Source organism: Streptomyces sp. NPDC012769, from assembly GCF_042901205.1.
Taxonomy (GTDB): domain Bacteria; phylum Actinomycetota; class Actinomycetes; order Streptomycetales; family Streptomycetaceae; genus Streptomyces.
The window spans coordinates 707,552-726,406 of sequence record NZ_JBIBCP010000003.1; the positions used below are offsets into that span (position 1 = coordinate 707,552).

16 protein-coding genes are annotated in these 18,855 nt (G+C 75.1%); 9 read left to right on the forward strand and 7 right to left on the reverse strand.

The window, feature by feature from the left end:
• Positions 1-64: 64 nt before the first annotated feature.
• From ACFY7C_RS18340 to ACFY7C_RS18360, 5 genes are all read left to right on the forward strand, one after another.
• Positions 65-1,924, forward strand: coding sequence for a glycoside hydrolase family 15 protein (locus ACFY7C_RS18340; protein WP_389651115.1), 1,860 nt, complete (start codon positions 65-67; stop codon positions 1,922-1,924).
• 142 nt (positions 1,925-2,066) lie between these two features.
• Positions 2,067-3,131, forward strand: a complete 1,065-nt coding sequence (locus tag ACFY7C_RS18345; protein ID WP_389651118.1) for a phosphatase PAP2 family protein — start codon at positions 2,067-2,069, stop codon at positions 3,129-3,131.
• Positions 3,132-3,182: 51 nt separating this feature from the next.
• Positions 3,183-5,408, forward strand: a complete 2,226-nt coding sequence (locus ACFY7C_RS18350; protein ID WP_389651121.1) for an NADP-dependent isocitrate dehydrogenase — start codon at positions 3,183-3,185, stop codon at positions 5,406-5,408.
• A gap of 96 nt (positions 5,409-5,504) precedes the next feature.
• Complete coding sequence (locus ACFY7C_RS18355) at positions 5,505-5,795, forward strand: hypothetical protein (protein ID WP_389651124.1); 291 nt, start codon at positions 5,505-5,507, stop codon at positions 5,793-5,795.
• Positions 5,796-5,905: 110 nt separating this feature from the next.
• Positions 5,906-7,432, forward strand: coding sequence for a sigma-70 family RNA polymerase sigma factor (locus tag ACFY7C_RS18360; protein WP_389651127.1), 1,527 nt, complete (start codon positions 5,906-5,908; stop codon positions 7,430-7,432).
• Between the two features lie 66 nt (positions 7,433-7,498).
• Here ACFY7C_RS18360 and ACFY7C_RS18365 read toward each other — a convergent pair whose 3' ends face one another.
• The 4 genes from ACFY7C_RS18365 to ACFY7C_RS18380 form a co-directional block, all read right to left on the reverse strand.
• A complete protein-coding gene (locus ACFY7C_RS18365; RefSeq protein WP_389651130.1) occupies positions 7,499-8,119 on the reverse strand; it encodes a CAP domain-containing protein in 621 nt (206 codons plus the stop codon).
• Positions 8,120-8,205: 86 nt separating this feature from the next.
• Entirely contained in the window at positions 8,206-9,093 is an 888-nt protein-coding gene (locus ACFY7C_RS18370; RefSeq protein WP_389651133.1) for a universal stress protein, read from the reverse strand.
• 156 nt (positions 9,094-9,249) lie between these two features.
• On the reverse strand, positions 9,250-10,542 hold the full coding sequence (locus ACFY7C_RS18375) for an acyl-CoA dehydrogenase family protein (protein WP_389651136.1): 1,293 nt from the start codon (positions 10,540-10,542) through the stop codon (positions 9,250-9,252).
• A gap of 157 nt (positions 10,543-10,699) precedes the next feature.
• Entirely contained in the window at positions 10,700-11,158 is a 459-nt protein-coding gene (locus ACFY7C_RS18380; protein ID WP_389651139.1) for an RrF2 family transcriptional regulator, read from the reverse strand.
• A gap of 364 nt (positions 11,159-11,522) precedes the next feature.
• On the opposite strand from ACFY7C_RS18380, the gene ACFY7C_RS18385 reads away from it, so the two are divergent.
• Positions 11,523-12,419 carry a glutathione S-transferase C-terminal domain-containing protein gene (locus ACFY7C_RS18385; protein ID WP_389651141.1) on the forward strand — a complete coding sequence of 299 codons (897 nt, stop codon included), beginning with the start codon at positions 11,523-11,525 and terminating at the stop codon, positions 12,417-12,419.
• 103 nt (positions 12,420-12,522) lie between these two features.
• On the opposite strand, the gene ACFY7C_RS18390 is transcribed toward ACFY7C_RS18385, so the two are convergent.
• Positions 12,523-13,560 (reverse strand): NAD-dependent epimerase/dehydratase family protein, encoded by a 1,038-nt coding sequence (locus ACFY7C_RS18390; RefSeq protein WP_389651143.1) that lies wholly within the window; start codon positions 13,558-13,560, stop codon positions 12,523-12,525.
• Positions 13,561-13,706: 146 nt separating this feature from the next.
• Between ACFY7C_RS18390 and ACFY7C_RS18395 the strand changes: the two genes are divergently transcribed.
• Together ACFY7C_RS18395 and ACFY7C_RS18400 are read left to right on the forward strand one after the other, a co-directional pair.
• Positions 13,707-13,964, forward strand: a complete 258-nt coding sequence (locus ACFY7C_RS18395; protein WP_389651145.1) for a DUF5133 domain-containing protein — start codon at positions 13,707-13,709, stop codon at positions 13,962-13,964.
• 80 nt (positions 13,965-14,044) lie between these two features.
• A complete protein-coding gene (locus ACFY7C_RS18400) occupies positions 14,045-14,401 on the forward strand; it encodes a DUF3040 domain-containing protein (protein WP_389651148.1) in 357 nt (118 codons plus the stop codon).
• Here ACFY7C_RS18400 and ACFY7C_RS18405 read toward each other — a convergent pair.
• Entirely contained in the window at positions 14,394-15,071 is a 678-nt protein-coding gene (locus tag ACFY7C_RS18405) for a DUF6058 family natural product biosynthesis protein (RefSeq protein ID WP_389651151.1), read from the reverse strand. The genes ACFY7C_RS18400 and ACFY7C_RS18405 overlap by 8 nt on opposite strands.
• A gap of 160 nt (positions 15,072-15,231) precedes the next feature.
• Positions 15,232-16,575, reverse strand: coding sequence for a D-alanyl-D-alanine carboxypeptidase family protein (locus ACFY7C_RS18410; RefSeq protein WP_389651154.1), 1,344 nt, complete (start codon positions 16,573-16,575; stop codon positions 15,232-15,234).
• 215 nt (positions 16,576-16,790) lie between these two features.
• Here ACFY7C_RS18410 and ACFY7C_RS18415 point away from each other — a divergent pair, with 215 nt between their 5' ends.
• Complete coding sequence (locus ACFY7C_RS18415; RefSeq protein ID WP_389652735.1) at positions 16,791-18,788, forward strand: NAD-binding protein; 1,998 nt, start codon at positions 16,791-16,793, stop codon at positions 18,786-18,788.
• The last annotated feature ends 67 nt before the right edge of the window (positions 18,789-18,855 follow it).

Here is an 18,855-nt window from a genome sequence, read left to right on the forward strand (position 1 = left end):
ACCTGCCCCTCGTGAATTCCTGGCCGCCCTGCGGCGAGTCGCCCGACAGGACTAGAATCCGGTCATGGCAGGGCGAATCGAGGACTACGCCCTCATCGGTGATCTGGAGACGGCGGCCCTCGTCGGTCGCACGGGCTCGGTCGACTGGTGGTGCGTTCCGCGTTTCGACTCGCCGGCCTGTTTCGCCTCCCTCCTCGGCGTCGGCGACCACGGCCACTGGAGCCTCGCCCCGGCCGGCGACCGGCCCTGCAGCCGCCGGGGCTACCGCGGTGACACCCTCGTCCTGGAATCGGTCTGGGAGACCGTCGACGGCACCGTGAAGGTCACCGACTTCATGCCGCCGCGCCGGGACGGCCCGCGGATCGTCCGCGTCGTCGACGGGATCGCCGGCCGCGTCGACATGCGCGGCGAGCTGACCATCCGCTTCGACCACGGCAGCGTCGTGCCGCTGACCCACGCGCCCGACCGGCGCACGGTCGTCTCCCTCGCCGGACCCGACGCGACCCGGCTGCACTGCGGACCCGGCGCCGGTGACCCGACGGTCACCCGCGAGCGCACCACCTTCGCCTTCCCCGTCACCGCCGGCCAGCGCGTCACCTTCGTCCTCGGCTGGCACCCCTCGCACACCCCGCCGCCCCCGCCGCCCGACGTGCCCGCCGAACTCGACCGCACCCTCGCCTTCTGGAACGACTGGGCGGCCGACCTCCACTACGAGGGTCCCGCGCGCGACGCCGTCCTGCGCTCCCTCGTCACCCTCAAGGCACTCACCTACGAGCCGACCGGCGGGGTCGTCGCCGCCGCCACCGCCTCCCTGCCCGAATGCATCGGCGGCCGCCGCAACTGGGACTACCGCTTCTGCTGGCTGCGCGACTCCACCTTCACGCTCTCCTCCCTGCTGCGCAGCGGCTACCGCCGGGAGGCCCTCGCCTGGAAGGACTGGCTGGTCCGCGCCGTCGCCGGCGACCCGGCCGACCTGCAGCCGCTGTACGGGGTCGCCGGACAGCGCCGGGTGCCCGAGACCCACGCGGACTGGCTGCCCGGCTACGAGAACTCGCGTCCCGTCAGGTTCGGCAACGCGGCCGCCGGCCAGTTCCAGCTCGACATCTACGGCGAGGTCCTGAACACCATCTACTCCGCCGTCCGGGCCGGAGTCGCCCTCGACGCGCAGGTGTGGAGCCTGATGGCCGCGCTCCTCGACTACGTCGGCAGACGCTGGCGGGAGCCCGACGAGGGCATCTGGGAGGTGCGCGGCCCCCGGCGCCAGTTCGTCCACTCCAAGGTGATGGCCTGGGTCGCCGCCGACCGCGCCCTGCGGCTCGCCCGCGTCGCCGGACTGCGCGGCTCGGTCCGCCGCTGGCAGGCGCTGCGCAGCGAACTGCACGACGAGGTCTGCCGACTGGGCTGGAGCGAGGAGCGGCAGTCCTTCACGCAGTACTACGGCAGCCGCCGCGTCGACGCCACCGCCCTGCTGATCCCGCGCCTCGGCTTCCTGCCGCCGCACGACCCCCGCGTCCTCGGCACCGTCCGCGCCATGGCGGGACTCCAGGACCACGGATTCGTGCGCCGCTACGACGAGGTCACCAACGGCGAGGTGCACGAGGTCGACGGCCTCGACGGGGCCGAGGGCGTCTTCCTGGCCTGCACGTTCTGGTACGCCGACGCCCTGGCCCTGACCGGCCGCCCGGCCGAGGCCCGTACCGTCTTCGAACGGGTCCTGGCGGTCCGCAACGACGTCGGACTGCTGGCCGAGGAATGGGACCCGGCGACCGGACGCCAGCTCGGCAACATGCCCCAGGCGCTCAGCCACGTCGCGCTGATCAACACCGCCTTCACCCTGGACGGCACCCGCCGCCGTGCCCGCACCCCCTCGGACGGCCGCCCGGCCGTCGCCGGCGCCGAGAACGGGCCACCGCGCCCCGTCTAGCGCCCCGCGCCCGCCCCGCCGGACGTGCCCGCCTTCCCGACCGTGCCCGCCTTCCAGGCCGCACCCGGCCCTCCGCCGCCTGCCCGCGTCGTTCGGGTGCCTCCAGCGGGCGCGCGGGTCTGGGCCGGGGTCGAATCGAGACATGGCACCCTTCGACAGGCCCCGCACCGGCGGCTCCTCGCGGAGCGTCGCAGCCGGTGACACATGGTGGTACGCCGCCGTCGCCGCCGAGGCCCCGGGATCCTTCACCGCCCGGGTCCGCATACGCATGCGGCGCACCGGTCTCGCCGCGATCCTCCTGTTCACCGTCGCCTACGCCGGCCTCGTGCTCACCGCCACCGGCCGGCGCTGGGGCGACGCCGTCGTGGCCGGACGGCTCTCCGATCCGGTCGTCGCCCGCGTCCTGCGCGAGCACCCCTCGCTCCAGGCCGTCGCGACCCTGTCCCTCGCCCTCGCGGTGCTGCTGCTCGTCGCCGTCGGCGTCCTGGGCAAGCGCTACGGCCGCACCGGCGCCGCCCTCGGCACCGTGGCCGCGACCGTGGCCGTCGCGGAACTCCTCCAGCGGTACGCGCCGGGCCCCCGCCTCGTCGACGCCTCCGGCACCACCGTCACCAGCGGCTTCCCCAGCAGCCCCTCCGTGATCGCCGCCGGCACCGCCCTCGGCCTCGTCCTCGTCGTCCCGCACCGGATGCGCAGCGTCGCCGTCGGCCTCGGCGCCCTGTGGACCGCCGCCCTCGGCGCGTACGGCATCGCCTCCGGCCACCACCGCCCCGGCGACGTCATCGCCGCCGACCTGCTCGCGCTCGCCGCCTTCGCCACGCTCATCGCCGTGCTCGCCCGCAAGGGCAAGGTCCACCCCGCCTCCCGGCGCGCCCTGCCCCCGCAGCGGCTCTTCGTCACGATCCCGCTCGCCGTCCTCGCCGTCGCCGGGCTCGCCGCCGGCGGCTGTCTCCTCGGCGACTGCCTGCCCGGCACCGGCCCGCTCCCGGCCGAGCTGCCGCGCACCGCCCACCGCTGCGCCCAGGCCCTCGCCGCCGGCACCGCCGCCGGCGTCGCCCTCGTCCTGCTCGCCCTGCTCCGCCGCGTCGACCTCGACCCCAGCCGGGTCCCGTACCGCCTGACGAGCCCGGTCGTCCACGACCCGCTCGCCGAGGAGGACTTTTCCGAGGACCCCTTTTCCGGGGAGCGCGATCACGAGATATCTTGATGTCGAGCAATCTTGCAGACGCAGACGCAGACGTGGAGCGGAGCACACCCGGTGACTGACTCGACCATCATCTACACGCACACTGACGAGGCGCCCGCCCTGGCGACGTACTCGTTCCTGCCCGTGATCCAGGCCTACGCCTCGACCGCCGGGATCAACGTCGAGACGCGTGACATCTCCCTGGCCGGGCGCATCATCGCCAGCTTCCCCGAGCGTCTCGAGGAGGGCCAGCGCATCGCCGACGCCCTCGCCGAGCTCGGCGAGCTGGCCAAGACGCCCGAGGCCAACATCATCAAGCTGCCGAACATCTCGGCCTCCATCCCGCAGCTGAAGGCCGCGATCGCCGAGCTCCAGGCCCAGGGCTACGCCCTCCCGGACTACCCGGACGACCCGCGGACCGACGAGGAGAAGGACGTCCGCGCCCGCTACGACAAGGTCAAGGGCTCCGCCGTCAACCCGGTCCTGCGCGAGGGCAACTCCGACCGCCGCGCCCCCGGCTCGGTCAAGAACTACGCCAAGGCCCACCCGCACCGCATGGGCGCCTGGACCTCCGAGTCCAAGACCAATGTCGCCACCATGGGCCAGAACGACTTCCGCTCCACCGAGAAGTCCGCCGTGATCGCCGAGGCCGGTGCCCTGCGCATCGAGCACGTCGCCGCCGACGGCACCACCACCGTGCTCCGCGAGTCCGTCCCGGTCCTCGCCGGCGAGGTCGTCGACGCCTCCGTCATGCGCGTCGCCGCCCTGCGCACCTTCCTCTCCGAGCAGGTCGCCCGCGCCAAGGCCGAGGGCGTGCTGTTCTCCGTGCACCTCAAGGCCACGATGATGAAGGTCTCCGACCCGATCGTCTTCGGCCACGTCGTGCGCGCCTTCTTCCCGCAGACCTTCGCCAAGTACGGCGAGGTGCTGGCCGGCGCCGGCCTGTCCCCGAACGACGGCCTCGGCGCCGTCCTCAAGGGCCTGGAGACCATCCCGCACGGCCTCGGCGAGGAGATCAAGGCCTCCTTCGACGCCGAGCTCGCCGAGGGCCCGGCCCTCGCGATGGTCGACTCCGACAAGGGCATCACCAACCTGCACGTGCCGTCCGACGTGATCGTCGACGCCTCGATGCCGGCCATGATCCGCACCTCCGGCCACATGTGGGGCCCGGACGGCCAGGAGGCCGACACCCTCGCCGTCCTCCCGGACAGCTCCTACTCCGGCGTCTACCAGGCCGTCATCGACGACTGCCGCGCCCACGGCGCCTTCGACCCGTCGACCATGGGCTCCGTCCCGAACGTCGGCCTCATGGCGCAGAAGGCCGAGGAGTACGGCTCCCACGACAAGACCTTCGAGATCGCCACGGCCGGCACCGTCCGCCTCGTGGACGCCGACGGCAACGTGGTCATCGAGCAGGAGGTCGCCGAGGGCGACATCTTCCGCGCCTGCCAGACCAAGGACCTCCCGATCCAGGACTGGGTCAAGCTCGCCGTCACCCGCGCCCGCGCCACCGGCGCCCCGGCCGTCTTCTGGCTGGACGAGACCCGCGCCCACGACGCCCAGCTGATCGCCAAGGTCAACGAGTACCTGCCGCAGCACGACACCGAGGGCCTGGAGATCAAGATCCTGTCCCCGGTCGAGGCGACCAAGTTCTCCCTGGAGCGCATCCGCCGCGGCGAGGACACCATCTCGGTCACCGGCAACGTCCTGCGCGACTACCTGACCGACCTCTTCCCGATCCTGGAGCTGGGCACCAGCGCCAAGATGCTCTCCGTCGTCCCGCTGATGGCGGGTGGCGGCCTCTTCGAGACCGGCGCCGGCGGCTCCGCCCCGAAGCACGTCCAGCAGCTGGTCAAGGAGAACTACCTCCGCTGGGACAGCCTCGGCGAGTTCTTCGCCCTGGCCGCCTCCTTCGAGCACCTGGCCACCACCACCGGCAACGCCCGCGCCCAGGTCCTCGCCGACACGCTGGACCGCGCCACCGGCACCTTCCTCAACGAGGACAAGTCGCCGACCCGTCGCCTCGGCGGCATCGACAACCGCGGCAGCCACTTCTACCTGGCCCTCTACTGGGCCCAGGAGCTGGCGAAGCAGACCGACGACGCGGAGCTGGCCAAGGCCTTCGCCCCGCTCGCCGAGACGCTCACCGCCAACGAGCGGAAGATCGTCGACGAGCTGATCGCCGTCCAGGGCAACCCGGCCGAGATCGGCGGCTACTACCAGCCCGACCCGGCCAAGGCCGCGGCCGTGATGCGCCCGTCCGCCACGTTCAACGAGGCCGTCGCGTCCCTCGCCTGATCACCGGCACAGCGCCATGGGCCCCGGCCGGACATCCGTCCGGCCGGGGCTGTCGCGTCGGTGGCGCGGACGACGTCCGGATGTGAGTCTGGATGGATGAGCTGGGCATCATGGACGACCGCCGGTGTCTACACCGGGCGTGGCGGGGTGCTGACCGAAGAGGCCGGGATCATCACGGGCGATCTGACCGTGCACACCACCTGGACCGAGGGCGAAGCACGCGTGGCCGTGCAGTACAGCGGCGCCTCCGACTGGTTCACCATGTCGGGCAGTCCCGTTCCCTGCGCATCCGAGGAGGAGAGCCGAGACCTGCACGACGCCGTCGTCGAGGCGGTACGGGGAGGGGGCGGGGCGACCGTGCGGAGCCTGCCGCACCTGTCGGGATAAGCGCGGACCGCTTGCCGCGATAAGTGTTGTCACGACCGCTCCCGGCGGTCTCCTGACGACGGCCCGCAGCGGACGGCGCCGCCGGACCAGGGGACGAGGGAGCACACCACATGAACAGCGTCGAGCAGCGCACCGCCGAGCTCGTCGAGGCGGCGCGGGCCGGTGACGCACGCGCCGGGGACGATCTCGTACGGGCCTATCTGCCGCTCGTGTACAACATCGTCGGCCGTGCCCTGGACGGTCACGCCGACGTCGACGACATCGTCCAGGAGACGATGGTCCGCGCCCTCGACGGCCTCGCCGGACTGCGCGACCCGGCCCGGTTCCGCTCCTGGCTCGTCGCCATCGCCATGAACCGGACACGACACCGCTGGCAAGAACGCCGGCAGGCGCCGCAGCCCGGCCTCGACGACGCCGCCGCGCTCGCCGACCCGGCCGGCGACTTCACCGACCTCGCCATCCTGCGCCTCGGCCTCACCGGGCAGCGGCGCGAGGTCGCCGAGGCCACCCGGTGGCTCGACGAGGACGACCGGGAGCTGCTCTCCCTGTGGTGGCTGGAGGCGGCGGGCGAACTCACCCGCGCCGAGCTGGCCGCCGCCCTCGAACTGCCGACCCGGCACGCCGCCGTCCGCGTCCAGCGCATGAAGGCCCGCCTGGAGACCGGCCGCGCCGTCGTGCGCGCCCTCGCCGCGCCGGCGCCCTGCCCCGGCCTCGCCGAGACCACCGCCGCCTGGGACGGCCGCCCCTCCCCGCTCTGGCGCAAGCGCCTCGCCCGCCACCTCGACACCTGCCCCCGCTGCGCCACGGCCCGTGCCGATCTGGCGCCCGCCGAGGGCCTGCTCGTGGGCCTCGCCCTGGTCCCTCCGCTGCTGGTCTGGGCCGGCCACGGTACCGGTGGAGCGGAGGTGGCGACGGAGACGGTCGCGTGGGCGGCCGAGCCGGGCACGCCGACGGCCGGCGCCCCGCCGACGGAGCCCGCGCCCGCTTCCTGGGCCGGCACGGGCCAGGATCCCGGTCCCGGCACCGCGCCCGTCCCGGCCGGCGGGCTGCGCGCGTGGGGGGCCGGAGCGGTCGCCGTCGGCGTGCTCGGCGCGGCGGTGCTGCTCGCGCCGGGCGATCCGGTCGAGCGTGCCCGGGTGCGCGACCGTGTGGTCGCCGCGCCCACCAGCCCGGCGCCCACGACCACCACCGCGCCGCCGACGGCCTCGCCTACGCCCTCGCCCCGGCCCGGCCGGAGCCGGGCGCCGGAGCCGAGCCCCGAGGAACGGGTCAACCTGCTGGTCAACCGCCACCGCGCGGAGGCCGGGTGCGGGCCGCTGCGCTCGGATCCCGAGCTCGTCGCGATCGCCCGCGCGTACGGCAGGGACATGGTGGCGCGGGGACACTACGGGCACCACGGCCCTGACGGGTCGGATCCGGGCAGCCGGATGACGGCGGGCGGCTACGCCTGGAGCGCCTGGGCGGAGAACCTCGCCCGGGGACAGGGCGAGCCCGAGTCGGTCGTGGCCGACTGGATGGCCGATCCTCCGCACCGGGCCAACCTGCTGAACTGCCGGTACCGGGAAACCGGCGTGGCCGCCGTGTCGGGCCCCGACGGCACGGTCTGGGTACAGGAGCTGGCCACACCGCTCGACTGACCCGGGCGCCCTGCCATGCGCCGCTGCCGACGCGACCCCCGCCACGCGGCCCCGGGGGGAGGGCGGTCAGCGGGCCGTCGCGAAGTCCTGCACCCACCAAGGGCCGTTGCCGGTGAGGTTCACCCCCACCCCGACGTCCTTGAACTCGCAGTTGAGGATGTTCTTGCGGTGGGCCTCGCTGTCCATCCACTCCGTCACCGTCTCGGCGGGCGATCGCGTGCCGCGGTGGATGTTCTCGCCCCAGGCCGACCAGGTGTAGCCGGCCGCGGTGATCCGGTCGCCCGCGCTCTGCCCGTTCTGGCTGTCGTGGGCGTAGTAGCCGCGGGCCGCCATGTCGTCGGCGTGGGCCTGTGCCGCCTCGCGGAGCCGCGGATCGGACCTCAGCGGATCGCAACCCGCCCTCTTCCGCTCGGCGTTGGCGAGCGTGAGGACCTGGGTGACGTAGTGCGCGGCGGTCCCGGCGGCCCGCGGCACCGCCGACCGGGTGCCCGCGCCCGCCGGCGTGCCGGACGTCACCACGTACACCGCGGTCGTCACGGTCACCGCGGCCGCCACCGTGCCGGCCACGGTGAGCGCCGTACGGAACGACGGCCCCCGTCGGCCGCCGTCGCCGTGACCCGCCCGTTCCCCGCCTCGTTCCCGCGGCCGTTCCGGGGGCCGGGCCGTGTCGTACTCCTCGTGCTGCATGGAGCTCCACCCTCTCTTCTCGGGGTCGCCGGGCCGTCCGGCGCGGCGAGATGACTATCCGGCCCCGGAGAGCTCGACACTCCTCGTCAATCCTGCGCGTCAACCTCGTGCGGCACCACCGCGACCGGGCACGGGGCGAGATGCAGCGCCGCGTGCGCCACCGAGCCGATGCGCGAGCCGAGCGCCCCCCGGTGCGCCCGCCGCCCCACCACGAGCAGCTGGGCGCTCCCCGAGGTGGACAGCAGTACCTGCCCGGCGCTGCCCAGTTCCACGTGCTCGGTCACCGGGACCTCGGGGTAGCGCTCCCGCCACGGGGCGAGCGCCTCGCGCAGCGCCTTCTCCTCGTACGGGACGAGTCCGCCGGCCTCGTCGGCGAGCCGCATCGAGGCCGGGCTGTACGCGAGGAGCGGCGGCAGGCTCCAGGCCCGCACCGCCCGCACCGCCGCCCCGCGCGCCACGGCCGTCTCGAAGGCGAACCGCAGCGCGGGCGCGCTGTCCCCCGGACTGCCGTGCTGGCCCACCAGGACCTCCCCGACGGGCGGTTCGGCCGGCGCGCCGTCGCGGGCGCGGACCGCGACCACCGGCACCGGGGACCCGGCGATGAGCTGCTGCCCGTACGAGCCGAGCAGGAAGCCCGTCACGGCGCCGTGGCCGCGCGAGCCGACGACGAGCGCCTCGGCGCGCCGTACGGTGCCGAGGAGGGCGGCGACCGGCGTGTCGCCGATGACCTCGGCGCTCAGCTCCAGCCGTGGGTAGCGCTCGGCGAGCGTCGTCTCGGCCTCGCGCAGCACGTCCCGTGCCGCCTGCTGCTGCTCCGCCGGGTCCTGGAGCAGCGGCAGGTCGAGCGGCTCCCAGCGCCAGGCGTGGACCAGGCGCAGGGACAGCCCCCGGTGTCCCGCCTCCCGGGCGGCCCAGTCGGCCGCGGCGAGGCTCTCCGGCGAACCGTCCACTCCCGCGACGATCTCACGACTCATCAGACTGCCTCCGTCGAATCGGCGTCCGGCCCGCCGGGCGGCGGACCTTCCCTCTCCAGCTTGGGCCCTTGGGCCGCCGCGGCGCAGGGCCGGACGGCCCGACAGGCCGTGCCGTCCGGCCCGGACCGGCGCGCCCGGCGGACGCGACGGATCCGGCTACGCCGGAAGGGTGAGTCCGGCGTGGGTGCCGTGGAGGTAGTGGTCGCCGATGTCGCGCAGCCGGCGGTCCGGTGGCACCGGCGCGGTGAGGGTCCGGGCATTGCGCCAGAAGCGGTCGAAGCCGGGGCCGGTGCCCCGGGGGTCGGACGCCGTCATCGGGTCCACCAGTTCCAGGACCCGGGTGGTGATGTCCAGTGCCGCCCGGTGGGCGACCGTCTCGGCCGCCGCGACCAGGACGGCGATGTCGGTCCGCTCCCCGACGCCGAGGGCCCGTCCGGCGAGCAGCCCGTGCGCGAGGGCGTCCGTGGCCCGTTCGACCACGGCGGCGGCGGTGTGCGCGGAGGTGGCCAACTCGCCGTAGGCCAGCAGGAGGAACGGGTCGTCGCCGCGCACGGCGTGCCCGGCCCGGCTGACGTCCCGGGCCTCGGCGAGCGCTCCTTCCGCGATGCCGAGGGCGACCTGGACGAGCAGCAGCCGCAGGGCGACCGGCGCCAGGGTCGGGTACGGGGCGACGGCGTGCTCGTCGTGGGGGAGCGTACCGAGGACGTCGTCGGCGGCTATCGGGACCCGGTCGAAGGTGACGGTTCCCGCGCCCGCGAGGCGCTGGCCCACGCGTTCGGCGGCCGGGTCCGTGAACACGGCCGGGTGCGCCGGATCCACGAGGACGAGCGTCAGGTCGCCGGTCTGCGTACAGCGGGCGGCGACGACCAGCCGGTCGGCGACCGTGACGCCGGAGGCGAAGGCACGTCCGCCGTGCAGGACGTAGGCGCCGCCGCCGGCCGGTGTGAGAGCGGGCCCGGCGGGGCCGGTGCTCGTGTCGGCGGGGCTGCCCGTGGTGCCGGTCTCCGTGGGCGGCGGCTCGACCGAACCGGCGAGCAGCCACCGCTCCCGCGCCGTGCGGGCGCCGAGGTCGAGCGGACCGGCCGCGGGGCCGAGGAACCGTGAGGTCCAGGACAGCGCGCAGTGGTGGGCGAGGAGTTCGCCGATCGAGCCGTCGGCCGCGGATATCTCCCGGATCACCGCGCAGGCGGTGCGCCAGTCGGCGCCGGGCCCGCCGGGGCCGGGGGCGGTGAGCAGGGCGGGCAGGCCGGCCTCCTGGAGTCGGCCGACCTCGTCGAACGGGGCCTTGCCGGCCCGGTCCCTGGCCAGGGCGTCCACGGCGAGGTCGTCGGCGATTTCCGTGGTGACGCGGGGCCAGTTCTCGTCCTCGGCCACCCGGTCGGCCGGCCGGTCGACTCGATCGGCCGTGACGGAGGTGGGGCGCTTGGCTGACTTCTTCGGCGTTCTCACGTCACCTCACATGATTCCTAGCTTCCCCATTGGAATAGTAGGGATGCTGGCAGAGGTGCCGCCGGACCCCAAGAGGCGTCCGAATGGCGGGCACTGACTGTTCGACAGGTGGGACGCCGGCAGGTGAGCGCGGGGAGCGCGGGGCCGTTTCCGGCCGTCAGGGGTTGGTCCAGGCCTCCGGATCCTCGGCGAGCGCGACGATCTCCGGCGGCAGCTTCGCCGCGGCCACCTCGGCCAGCGAGACCCCGTCGAGCACATGCCGTACGTTCGCCCGGAGCGCCACCCACAGGGTGAGCAGCGACTCCGCCGGCCCGGTGTACGACAGCTCCGGCGGCCGGACGCCCCGGACCGACACCAGCGGCCCCTCCACGCAGCGGATCACGTCCGCCACCGAGATCTCCGCGGCCGGCCTCGCCAGCCAGTAGCCGCCCTTGCCGCCGCGCTGGCTCTGGACCAGGCCGCCCTTGCGCATGTCGCCCAGAATGCCCTCCAGGAACTTGTGCGAGATCCCCTGGCAGTCGGCGATGGCCTCGGCCTTCACCGGGCCGGACTCCTGGGCCGAGGCGAGCTGGAGGGCGGCCCGCACGGCGTAGTCGGCCCTGGCTGAAATGCGCATAGGCGCATTATGCCTACGCGCCGCGTGCGCACCCTTGACGAGGGGCGCCGCCGCTTCCACACTCGGGACGGGAAACCGAGCGAACAGGTAGGGAATCCATGGGAGCCGTCACCGCCGCACCGGGTCCGGCGCCCGCCGTCCGGCTGCCGCGCCCCCTGTCCCTCACCTCCCGTCGCCACATCGATCTGCTGCGGGTCTGCAGCGCGGTCTGAGGCCGCGCGCGACCGCCGTACGCCCGACGCGCCGCCGTCCGCGGCGTCCGTACGGCCCCGCCCTCCTCCTTCCCGTACCTCTGCTGCCTCCGGGCGTACGGCGACGCCGCCGTGCCGTTCCGCGACCCAGCACCGAGCACCCAGGGAGAACCATGTCCGTCGTCCCGTCCGCCGTCTCTCACGCCGCTGCGCACGCCGTGCCCTTCGCCGCTCCGTCCGTCGCGGCGCCCGCCTTCCGCGGCCGCATCGGCCGGGACGCGCGCAGCGGCCACTACGCCGTACCCCACCGCTATCGCCTCCACCTGGCGCCCGCCGACCCCGACTGTCTGGGCGTCGCCGTGACCCACAGCCTGCTGGGCCTCGACGACACCCTGCCGCTGACCGTGCTGCCCGCCCTCCCCGACACGCCCGACGGCGGGTACGCCGACCTGCGCCCGCTGTACGAGGCCAGCGCCCACCTGTACCGGGGGCCGGCCGCCGCACCCGTCCTCAGCGACGCCTGGACCGGCCGGATCGTCTCCACCCATGTGCCCGACATCCTGCGCGACCTGGCCCTGCGCTTCCGCGGCGACGGGCCCGAACTCCTCCCCGAGGACCGGCAGGACGAGATCCGCGCCGTCGCCGACCTGTGCGCCCACAGCGTCCACGCCGCCGCCCAGCGCGCCGGCGAGCTCGGCCTCGACGACACCGCCGCCCACCACGACCCGCTCACCGTGCTCTTCGCCGCGCTCGGTTCCCTGGAACGCCGCCTCGCCGCCGGGCCGTACGTGCTCGGCGAGGCGCCCACGGCCGCCGACGTGACCGTCTGGGTCACCCTCGTCCACCTGGACACCGTGCACCGCTGGCACCTGGACGCCGCGGCGATGGAACGGGTCGCGGGGCACACCGCGCTGTGGGCCTACGCCGGCCGGCTCGCCGCGCACCCGGCGTTCGGCCGTCACCTCGACGTCGACGCCCTGCTCGACCGGCACCGCGCCCACTGCCGGGGCCGGGAGGCGGCCGGCGCCGCCATGCGCATCGTGGACTGGTCCGCCGCCGTTCGCGGCTGACCGCTGACCGCTGACCGCTGACCGCTGACCTCTGACGGTCGACGGTCGACGGCCGACGGCTGAGGACCGGCCAACGGCCCGGCCCGGCCCCGCAGGCCGTGGCTCAGCCGAAGCTGCGGCCGGTCAGCGGCTCCGTGGCGTCCCCGCCACCCCCGCGGACGCCGCGCAGGAACGCCTCCAGGGCCTCCACCGAGGACCTGGACGGCGTCCACTCCAGCTCCTCCCGCGCCCGGTCCGTGGACAGCAGCGGCAGCCGCAGCACCGCGTCGAAGAGATCCGGCGACGCGGGCGCCACCCGCATCCGCCAGGCGGCCGACAGCACCCCGCGGACCGCCGCCGTCGGCACCTTCACCGGGCGTGCGCCGAGCAGCTCGGCGAGCGTCGCCACGTCGACCACCGGATCCGCCGCCAGGTTGAACGCCCCGCGCACGTCCCGCAGCAGCGCCGACCGGTAGGCCTCCACCGCGTCGTCCGTGTGCAGGGCCTGGAAGCGCAGCCCGGAGAGCTCCGGGACGAGCGGGATCAGTTCCGGCCGGATCAGCTGGCCGGGCAGCCAGCGTCCCGCGAAGATCCGCCGCTGCTCGCTCGCCGACTCCTCCTTGAACATGAAACCCGGCCGCATCCGCACCACCCGGGTCTGCGGGTGGTCACGCTCGAACGTGTCGAGCAGCCGCTCCACGTACGCCTTCTCCCGGGTGTACGCGGCACCCGGCCAGCCGTGCGTCGGCCAGGACTCCGACACCGGCGCGCCGTTGCCCGGACCGGGGGAGTAGGCGCCGACCGACGAGCCGTACACCAGGACGGGCACGCGGGCGGCCGCGACCGCGTCGAAGACCCGTACCGCGCCGAGCACATTGCTCCGCCAGGTCGTCACCGGATCGTGTGTCGGCTGGAAGCGCCACGCCAGATGGACCACCGCGTCCGCGTCCGCCACGTACTGGGCGAGCCGGGCCTCGTCGCCGTCGAGCGAGAGGTCCACCTCCGCCCATTCGGTCTTCTCCAGGGTCAGTCCGGGCCTGCGACGGGCCAGGCCGAGCACGGACGCGACCCGGGGCTCCCGCGCCAGGGCGCGGACCAGGCTCGTCCCGACGTTTCCCGTGGCACCGGTGACGACGACGCGCATCCGCTCACTGGGGTTCATGTCTCGACCATCGGCCATCCCGGGCGCCGCCGCACGCGGAGGGAGCCGGGTCGGTCACGGAACGTAGCGCTGTGGGTCGCGCTTGTGAGCATGTGCACCCACGATGGTGGGAAACCGGGGGGCCAGGTCACGACCAGGAGGAACGGATGCTGCTCCCCGACCGCAACACGATCGACCGCCTGCTGCGGAACTACCGCGCCCAGGAACGGCTGGTCCTGGCCAGGCCGCACGATCTGGCGGCCCGCAGGCGGTTCGAGGACACCGCGTACACGCTGTGCGTGCTCATGGGGGAGCGGACGGCCCGCGAGGCCGTCCTCGCCGCGGAGCGCTACACGGCCGGGCCGGCCGGGGCGCGGGTGCAGGTGTGCGGTTCGACCCGCACCGGCGGGGTACCCGCCGAATAGCGTCACGGACGCGCCGCGGGCCGGGACCCGGACAGGTCATCGGCCCGACGGCAGGAAGCCCAGGGCGGGAGGTGCCGGAGATGGACGGGGCACGGCTCTCGCCGCGCGAGCGGCGGATACTCGCGGAGATCGAACACGACCTGGGCCAGGACCACTCCCTCGCCCGCACCCTGGGCTCCGGCCGGCCGCGGCCGACGCCCGGACGGCTCGCCGGCCCGGCCGCCGCGGCCGCCCTCGGCCTCGCCACGGCGGTGCTCCTCGTGGCCGCCGTCGCCACCGGATCACGCACCCTGCTCTGGACCTTCGCCGCCGCCTGGACGCTGACCGTGGTGCTCTGGCTCGGCCTCCTGCTGCGCTGGTGCGGCGCGCGTCGCACGGCGCGTGCCGGCCGTGCCCGGCCGGAGGAGCCCCGGCCCGGCCGGGGAGGCGTCATCTGAGGGAATCGTCCCGGGCGAGGGCCGTGGTGGCCGATGCGGGCGTGGTGACCGATTCGGGCGTGGTGGCCGGTTCCGGTCGGGGAAAGCGGGCCCGTACGGCGTCGACGCAGACGTCCCGGGAGGTCGGGCCGCCGAACCGCAGCCGGTCGTAGGCCGTGAAGGCCGGTTCGAGCGCGTCCAGTTCGTCGACCAGGGCGTGCAGGGCGGCCGACCACCGGGCGGACTCCGGCCGCGGGGACCGGACGGCCGCGGTGATCGCCGCCGTCAGCTCGTTCTTGCGGCGGATCGTCTCCGGCGTGACCCGGTGCAGACAGACGTACCGGCCGCTGAGATACGCCGCCCACTCCTCGGCGCCCTCGGCCGGGTCCGCCCAGTGCGCGGTGAACCAGGCGCGCAGCCGCTCGGGCCCGCCGGCCCGCGCCGCCAGGTCGAACAGGTCGTGCGGGACCATCTCGGCCCCGTCCGAACGCAGATACCCGGGCAGCGGCAGCCGGCCGTCCAGCATCTGCCGCCGGGCCTCCGAGGCGTCCCGCCCCCGTACGGCGCACAGCCGCTCCAGCGGTGTGAACTGCGCGCTGACGTAGGCGTCGTCCGCGGCGGTCATCGGGTGGTCGCCGTTGACCTCGCGGAACCGTCGGGCGACCTCCGCCGCGTACGGGTCCGTGCCCATCGCCGACCCCATCGTCGACCTCGTGACCGCACCTGTGACCGAACTCGTGACCGAACTCAAGACCGTTCCTCCCGGGGTGCCGGCCGGGGACCTCCCGGGCGGCGGACCGTGCGGCGCCCGCCGAACCGTGCCGGTCGACAGGGCAGAACGCGCGGGGCCGTCAGTTCCCGCGCGCTCCGAACCGCCGCCACAGCCACAGCGAGAGCGCCGCACCGAGCGCCGAGCCCACCAGGGCGAGCGGGAGACCGGCCGCGGTGCCCGAGGGCCTGGCGTCGTCCCGCGTGTCGCGCGCCCGCTGCCTGGCCGCCTCGCCCGCCGCCGCGCCGGGGGCGGCACCGGGACCAGGGCCCGGACCGGCACCGGGACCGGCCGCGTCGGCGGGACGGGCAGCGGAACCGGGACGGGCAGCGGTCGCGGTGGCCGAGCCCGCCTCCGGACCGGCCTGCACCCGCGCCCGCACCTGGGACCGTGCCTCGACACGGGGTTGGGGCTGCGCCGTGCCCCGGGGCTTCGGGCGGTCCTGCCGCGGGCCGAGCGAGCCCACCGGCTGGACCCGGCCCGACGCGTCGAAGCCCCAGTCGAGCAGCTCGCGGGCCTCCTCGTACACCGCGCGGCCACCGCCCCCCTGCGGGTTCATCACCGAGACCACCAGGGTTCGCGGGCCGCGCCGGGCCGCCGCGATCAGGGTGTGGCCGGCGCCGCTGGTGTAGCCGTTCTTGACGCCGATCAGCCCGGGATAGCGCGCCACCCCGTCCGCGCCCGTCAGCAGCCGATTGGTGTTGGCGATGCCGTACGACCACGAACCGGCCGGGAAGTCGGCGTACGGGGTCGAGCAGTAACGGGTGAACCGGGGGTCGCGCACCCCGGCCCGCCCGAAGACCGCCAGGTCGTACGCGGAGGAGACCTGGCCCGGCGCGTCGTAGCCGTCCGGGGAGACCACCCGCGTGTCGCGGGCCCCCAGGGAGCGCGCCTTCTCCTGCATCTGCCGGGCCGTCGACTCCCAGCCCCCGTTCATCGCCGCGAGCACCCGCACCGCGTCGTTCCCCGAGCTGAGGAAGACCCCGTTCCACAGGTCCGACACCTTGTACGTGTAGCCCTCCTTCACCCCCACCAGACTGCTGCCCTCGCCCATCCCGGACAGCTCGGCCCCGGTGACGGTGTGGCGTTCGCCCGGGTCGTGGTGGGGCAGCGCCGTCAGCGCGAACAGCGTCTTCAGCGTGCTGGCGGGCGGCAGCCGCTTGTGGGCGTTGCGCGCGGCGAGGACCTCCCCGGTGGACGCGTCGGCCACCACCCAGGACAGGGCCGAGACCGACGGCAGTTCCGGAGCGCCCCGCAGCGGCTGCACCTGCGTGCCGGAGCGGTCGAGCCGGGCGGGATCGACGAAGTGCCGGGCGGGCGGGGTCGGCTCCGCGACGGCGGCGGCCGAGGCCGCCGGAACCGGCAGGGCGAGCAGCAGCGCCGCGGTACCCGCGGCGGCGTGACGGACGGCAGGCATGACGATCATTCAGCCACCGTAGGAACGCCGTCACGAAAGGCGCAGATCGGAGTGCGCCGACCGGCGTAGCGGCCGTGCCGAACGGCGGCGTGCCGGACCCGCCGCTCAGCGGCCCGGGCCCCGGCGGCGTTGTCAGTGGGACAGGGCATCCTGGTGACGTGTCCTCACTCCCGTACCAGAGCAGGCCGGTTGTCCCCGCCGCCGCGCCACCGCAGGCCGAACACATGATCGTCTGCGGTGACGACGTCCTCGCCCACCGTCTCGCCGCCGAACTCCACGAGATGTACGGGGAGCGCGTCACCCTGCTCGTTCCCTCGCCCGGCGACACGGGGCCCGACCGGCCCGCCGCCCGCACCGGGCGGGCCATGGCGCTCTTCGGGCGGGTCACCGCCGCCGTCACCCGCACCGCCGGAGCCGCCGGCGTCGGACCCGCGGGACCCGGGGGCTCGGGACCGTCCGGTGGGGGAGACCCGCGCGGCGGGGGCGACGCGCGCGGCGCGGGCCCGGGACGGACGGTCCGGGTCGTCGAGACCGCCGAGGTCGACGATGGCGTCCTGCTCGACGCGGGGGTCGAGCGGGCCGCCGCGCTCGCCCTCGTGTACGACGACGACGAGCGCAACATCCGGGCCGCGCTCACCGCCCGCCGACTCAACCCGCGGCTGCGTCTGGTCATCCGGCTCTACAACCGCAGACTCGGCCAGCATCTGGCCACCCTCCTCGACCAGGCCGCCGCCGTCGCCGAGCCGGGCCTCGACCCCGACAAGCTGGACGCCGCCACGACCGTGCTCTCCGACGCCGACACCGCCGCGCCCTCGCTCGCGGCCACGGCCGTCGCCGGCGGCAGGAAGGTGATCCAGGCCGGCGGGCTGCTGCTGCACGCCGTGGACCGCACCCCGCCCGCCCCGGGCGAGGTCGCCGACCCGGGTCTCTGCCCCCTCGCGCTGCTCTCGGCGACCGCCGGAGACCCGGCCGGCTGCGAGGGCTCCGAAGGCAGCGGCGACCAGAGCCCGAGGCTGCTGCCCGGCGACGCCGAGGTCGCCGCCGCCACCGGGCGCGGCATCGTCGCCCTGGAGACCGTCAGTTACGAGTCCCCCGCCAGGACCCCCGGCTGGCTCGGCGCCTCCGCGCTGCCGGTCGGCTCGCTGTTCTCCCGGCGGCTGCGCTGGTCCCTCGCCGGGGTCGTCGCCGCGGTCGTCGCCCTCGCCCTGGCCTCCACGCTCACCACCGGCGACCACCCGCTGCACGCCGCCTATCTGATCCTGCTCGACGTCTTCGCCATCGGCGAGCCCGCGCACGGCGAGCCCACCAGCCGCCAGCTGCTCCAGATCCTGGCCGGATTCGTCGGGCTCCTGCTGCTGCCGGTGGTGATCGCCGCCCTCCTGGAGGCGTTCGGCACCTTCCGCAGCGCCACCACCCTGCGCCGGCCGCCGCGCGGACTCTACGGCCATGTGGTCCTCCTCGGCCTCGGCAAGGTCGGCACCCGGGTCCTCGCCCGGCTGCGGAAGATGAACATCCCCGTGGTCTGTGTGGAAGCCGACCCGGAGGCCCGCGGCCTCGCCCTCGCCCGCCGGCTGCGCGTGCCGACCGTCATCGGGGACGTCACCGAGGAAGGCGTCCTGGAAGCGGCCCGCATCCACCGCGCCCGCGCCCTGCTCGCCCTCACCAGCGTCGACATCACCAACCTGGAGGCCGCGCTGCACGCGCGCTCGATCAGCCCCGGGCTGCGGGTCGCGCTGCGCCTGTACGACGACGACTTCGCCACCGCCGTCTACCGCACCCTGAGGGCCGTCCACCCGGGCGCCCTCACCCGCAGCCGCAGCGTCTCGCATCTGTCCGCGCCCGCCTTCGCCGGGGCGATGATGGGCCGCCAGGTGCTGGGCGCGCTCCCCGTCGAGCGCCGGGTGTTGCTGTTCGCGGCGCTCGACGTCGCGGACCATCCGCTCCTTGACGGGCGCACGGTCGCCCAGGCCTTCCAGCCCGGCGCCTGGCGGATCATCGCCCGTGGCGACGCGGGCGTGCCGCTGGAGCGCTGCGGCTACGGGCCCGCCTGGGAACTGCCGACGGGGTACGTGCTGGGGCCCGGCGACCGCGTGGTCGTCGCCGCCACCCGCCGCGGCCTCGCCGAACTGCACGGCCGCCGGCCCCGGCAGCCCGGCGCCCCCACCGCGGGCGGGACGACGGGCGAGACGGCCGGCGAGGCGGTGGGGGAGCACGTGGGCTGAGCTCGTGGGCTGAGCATGTCCTCGGAGCCGTACAACTCCGCCCGCAGCGGGATCGGTTGACCCTAGG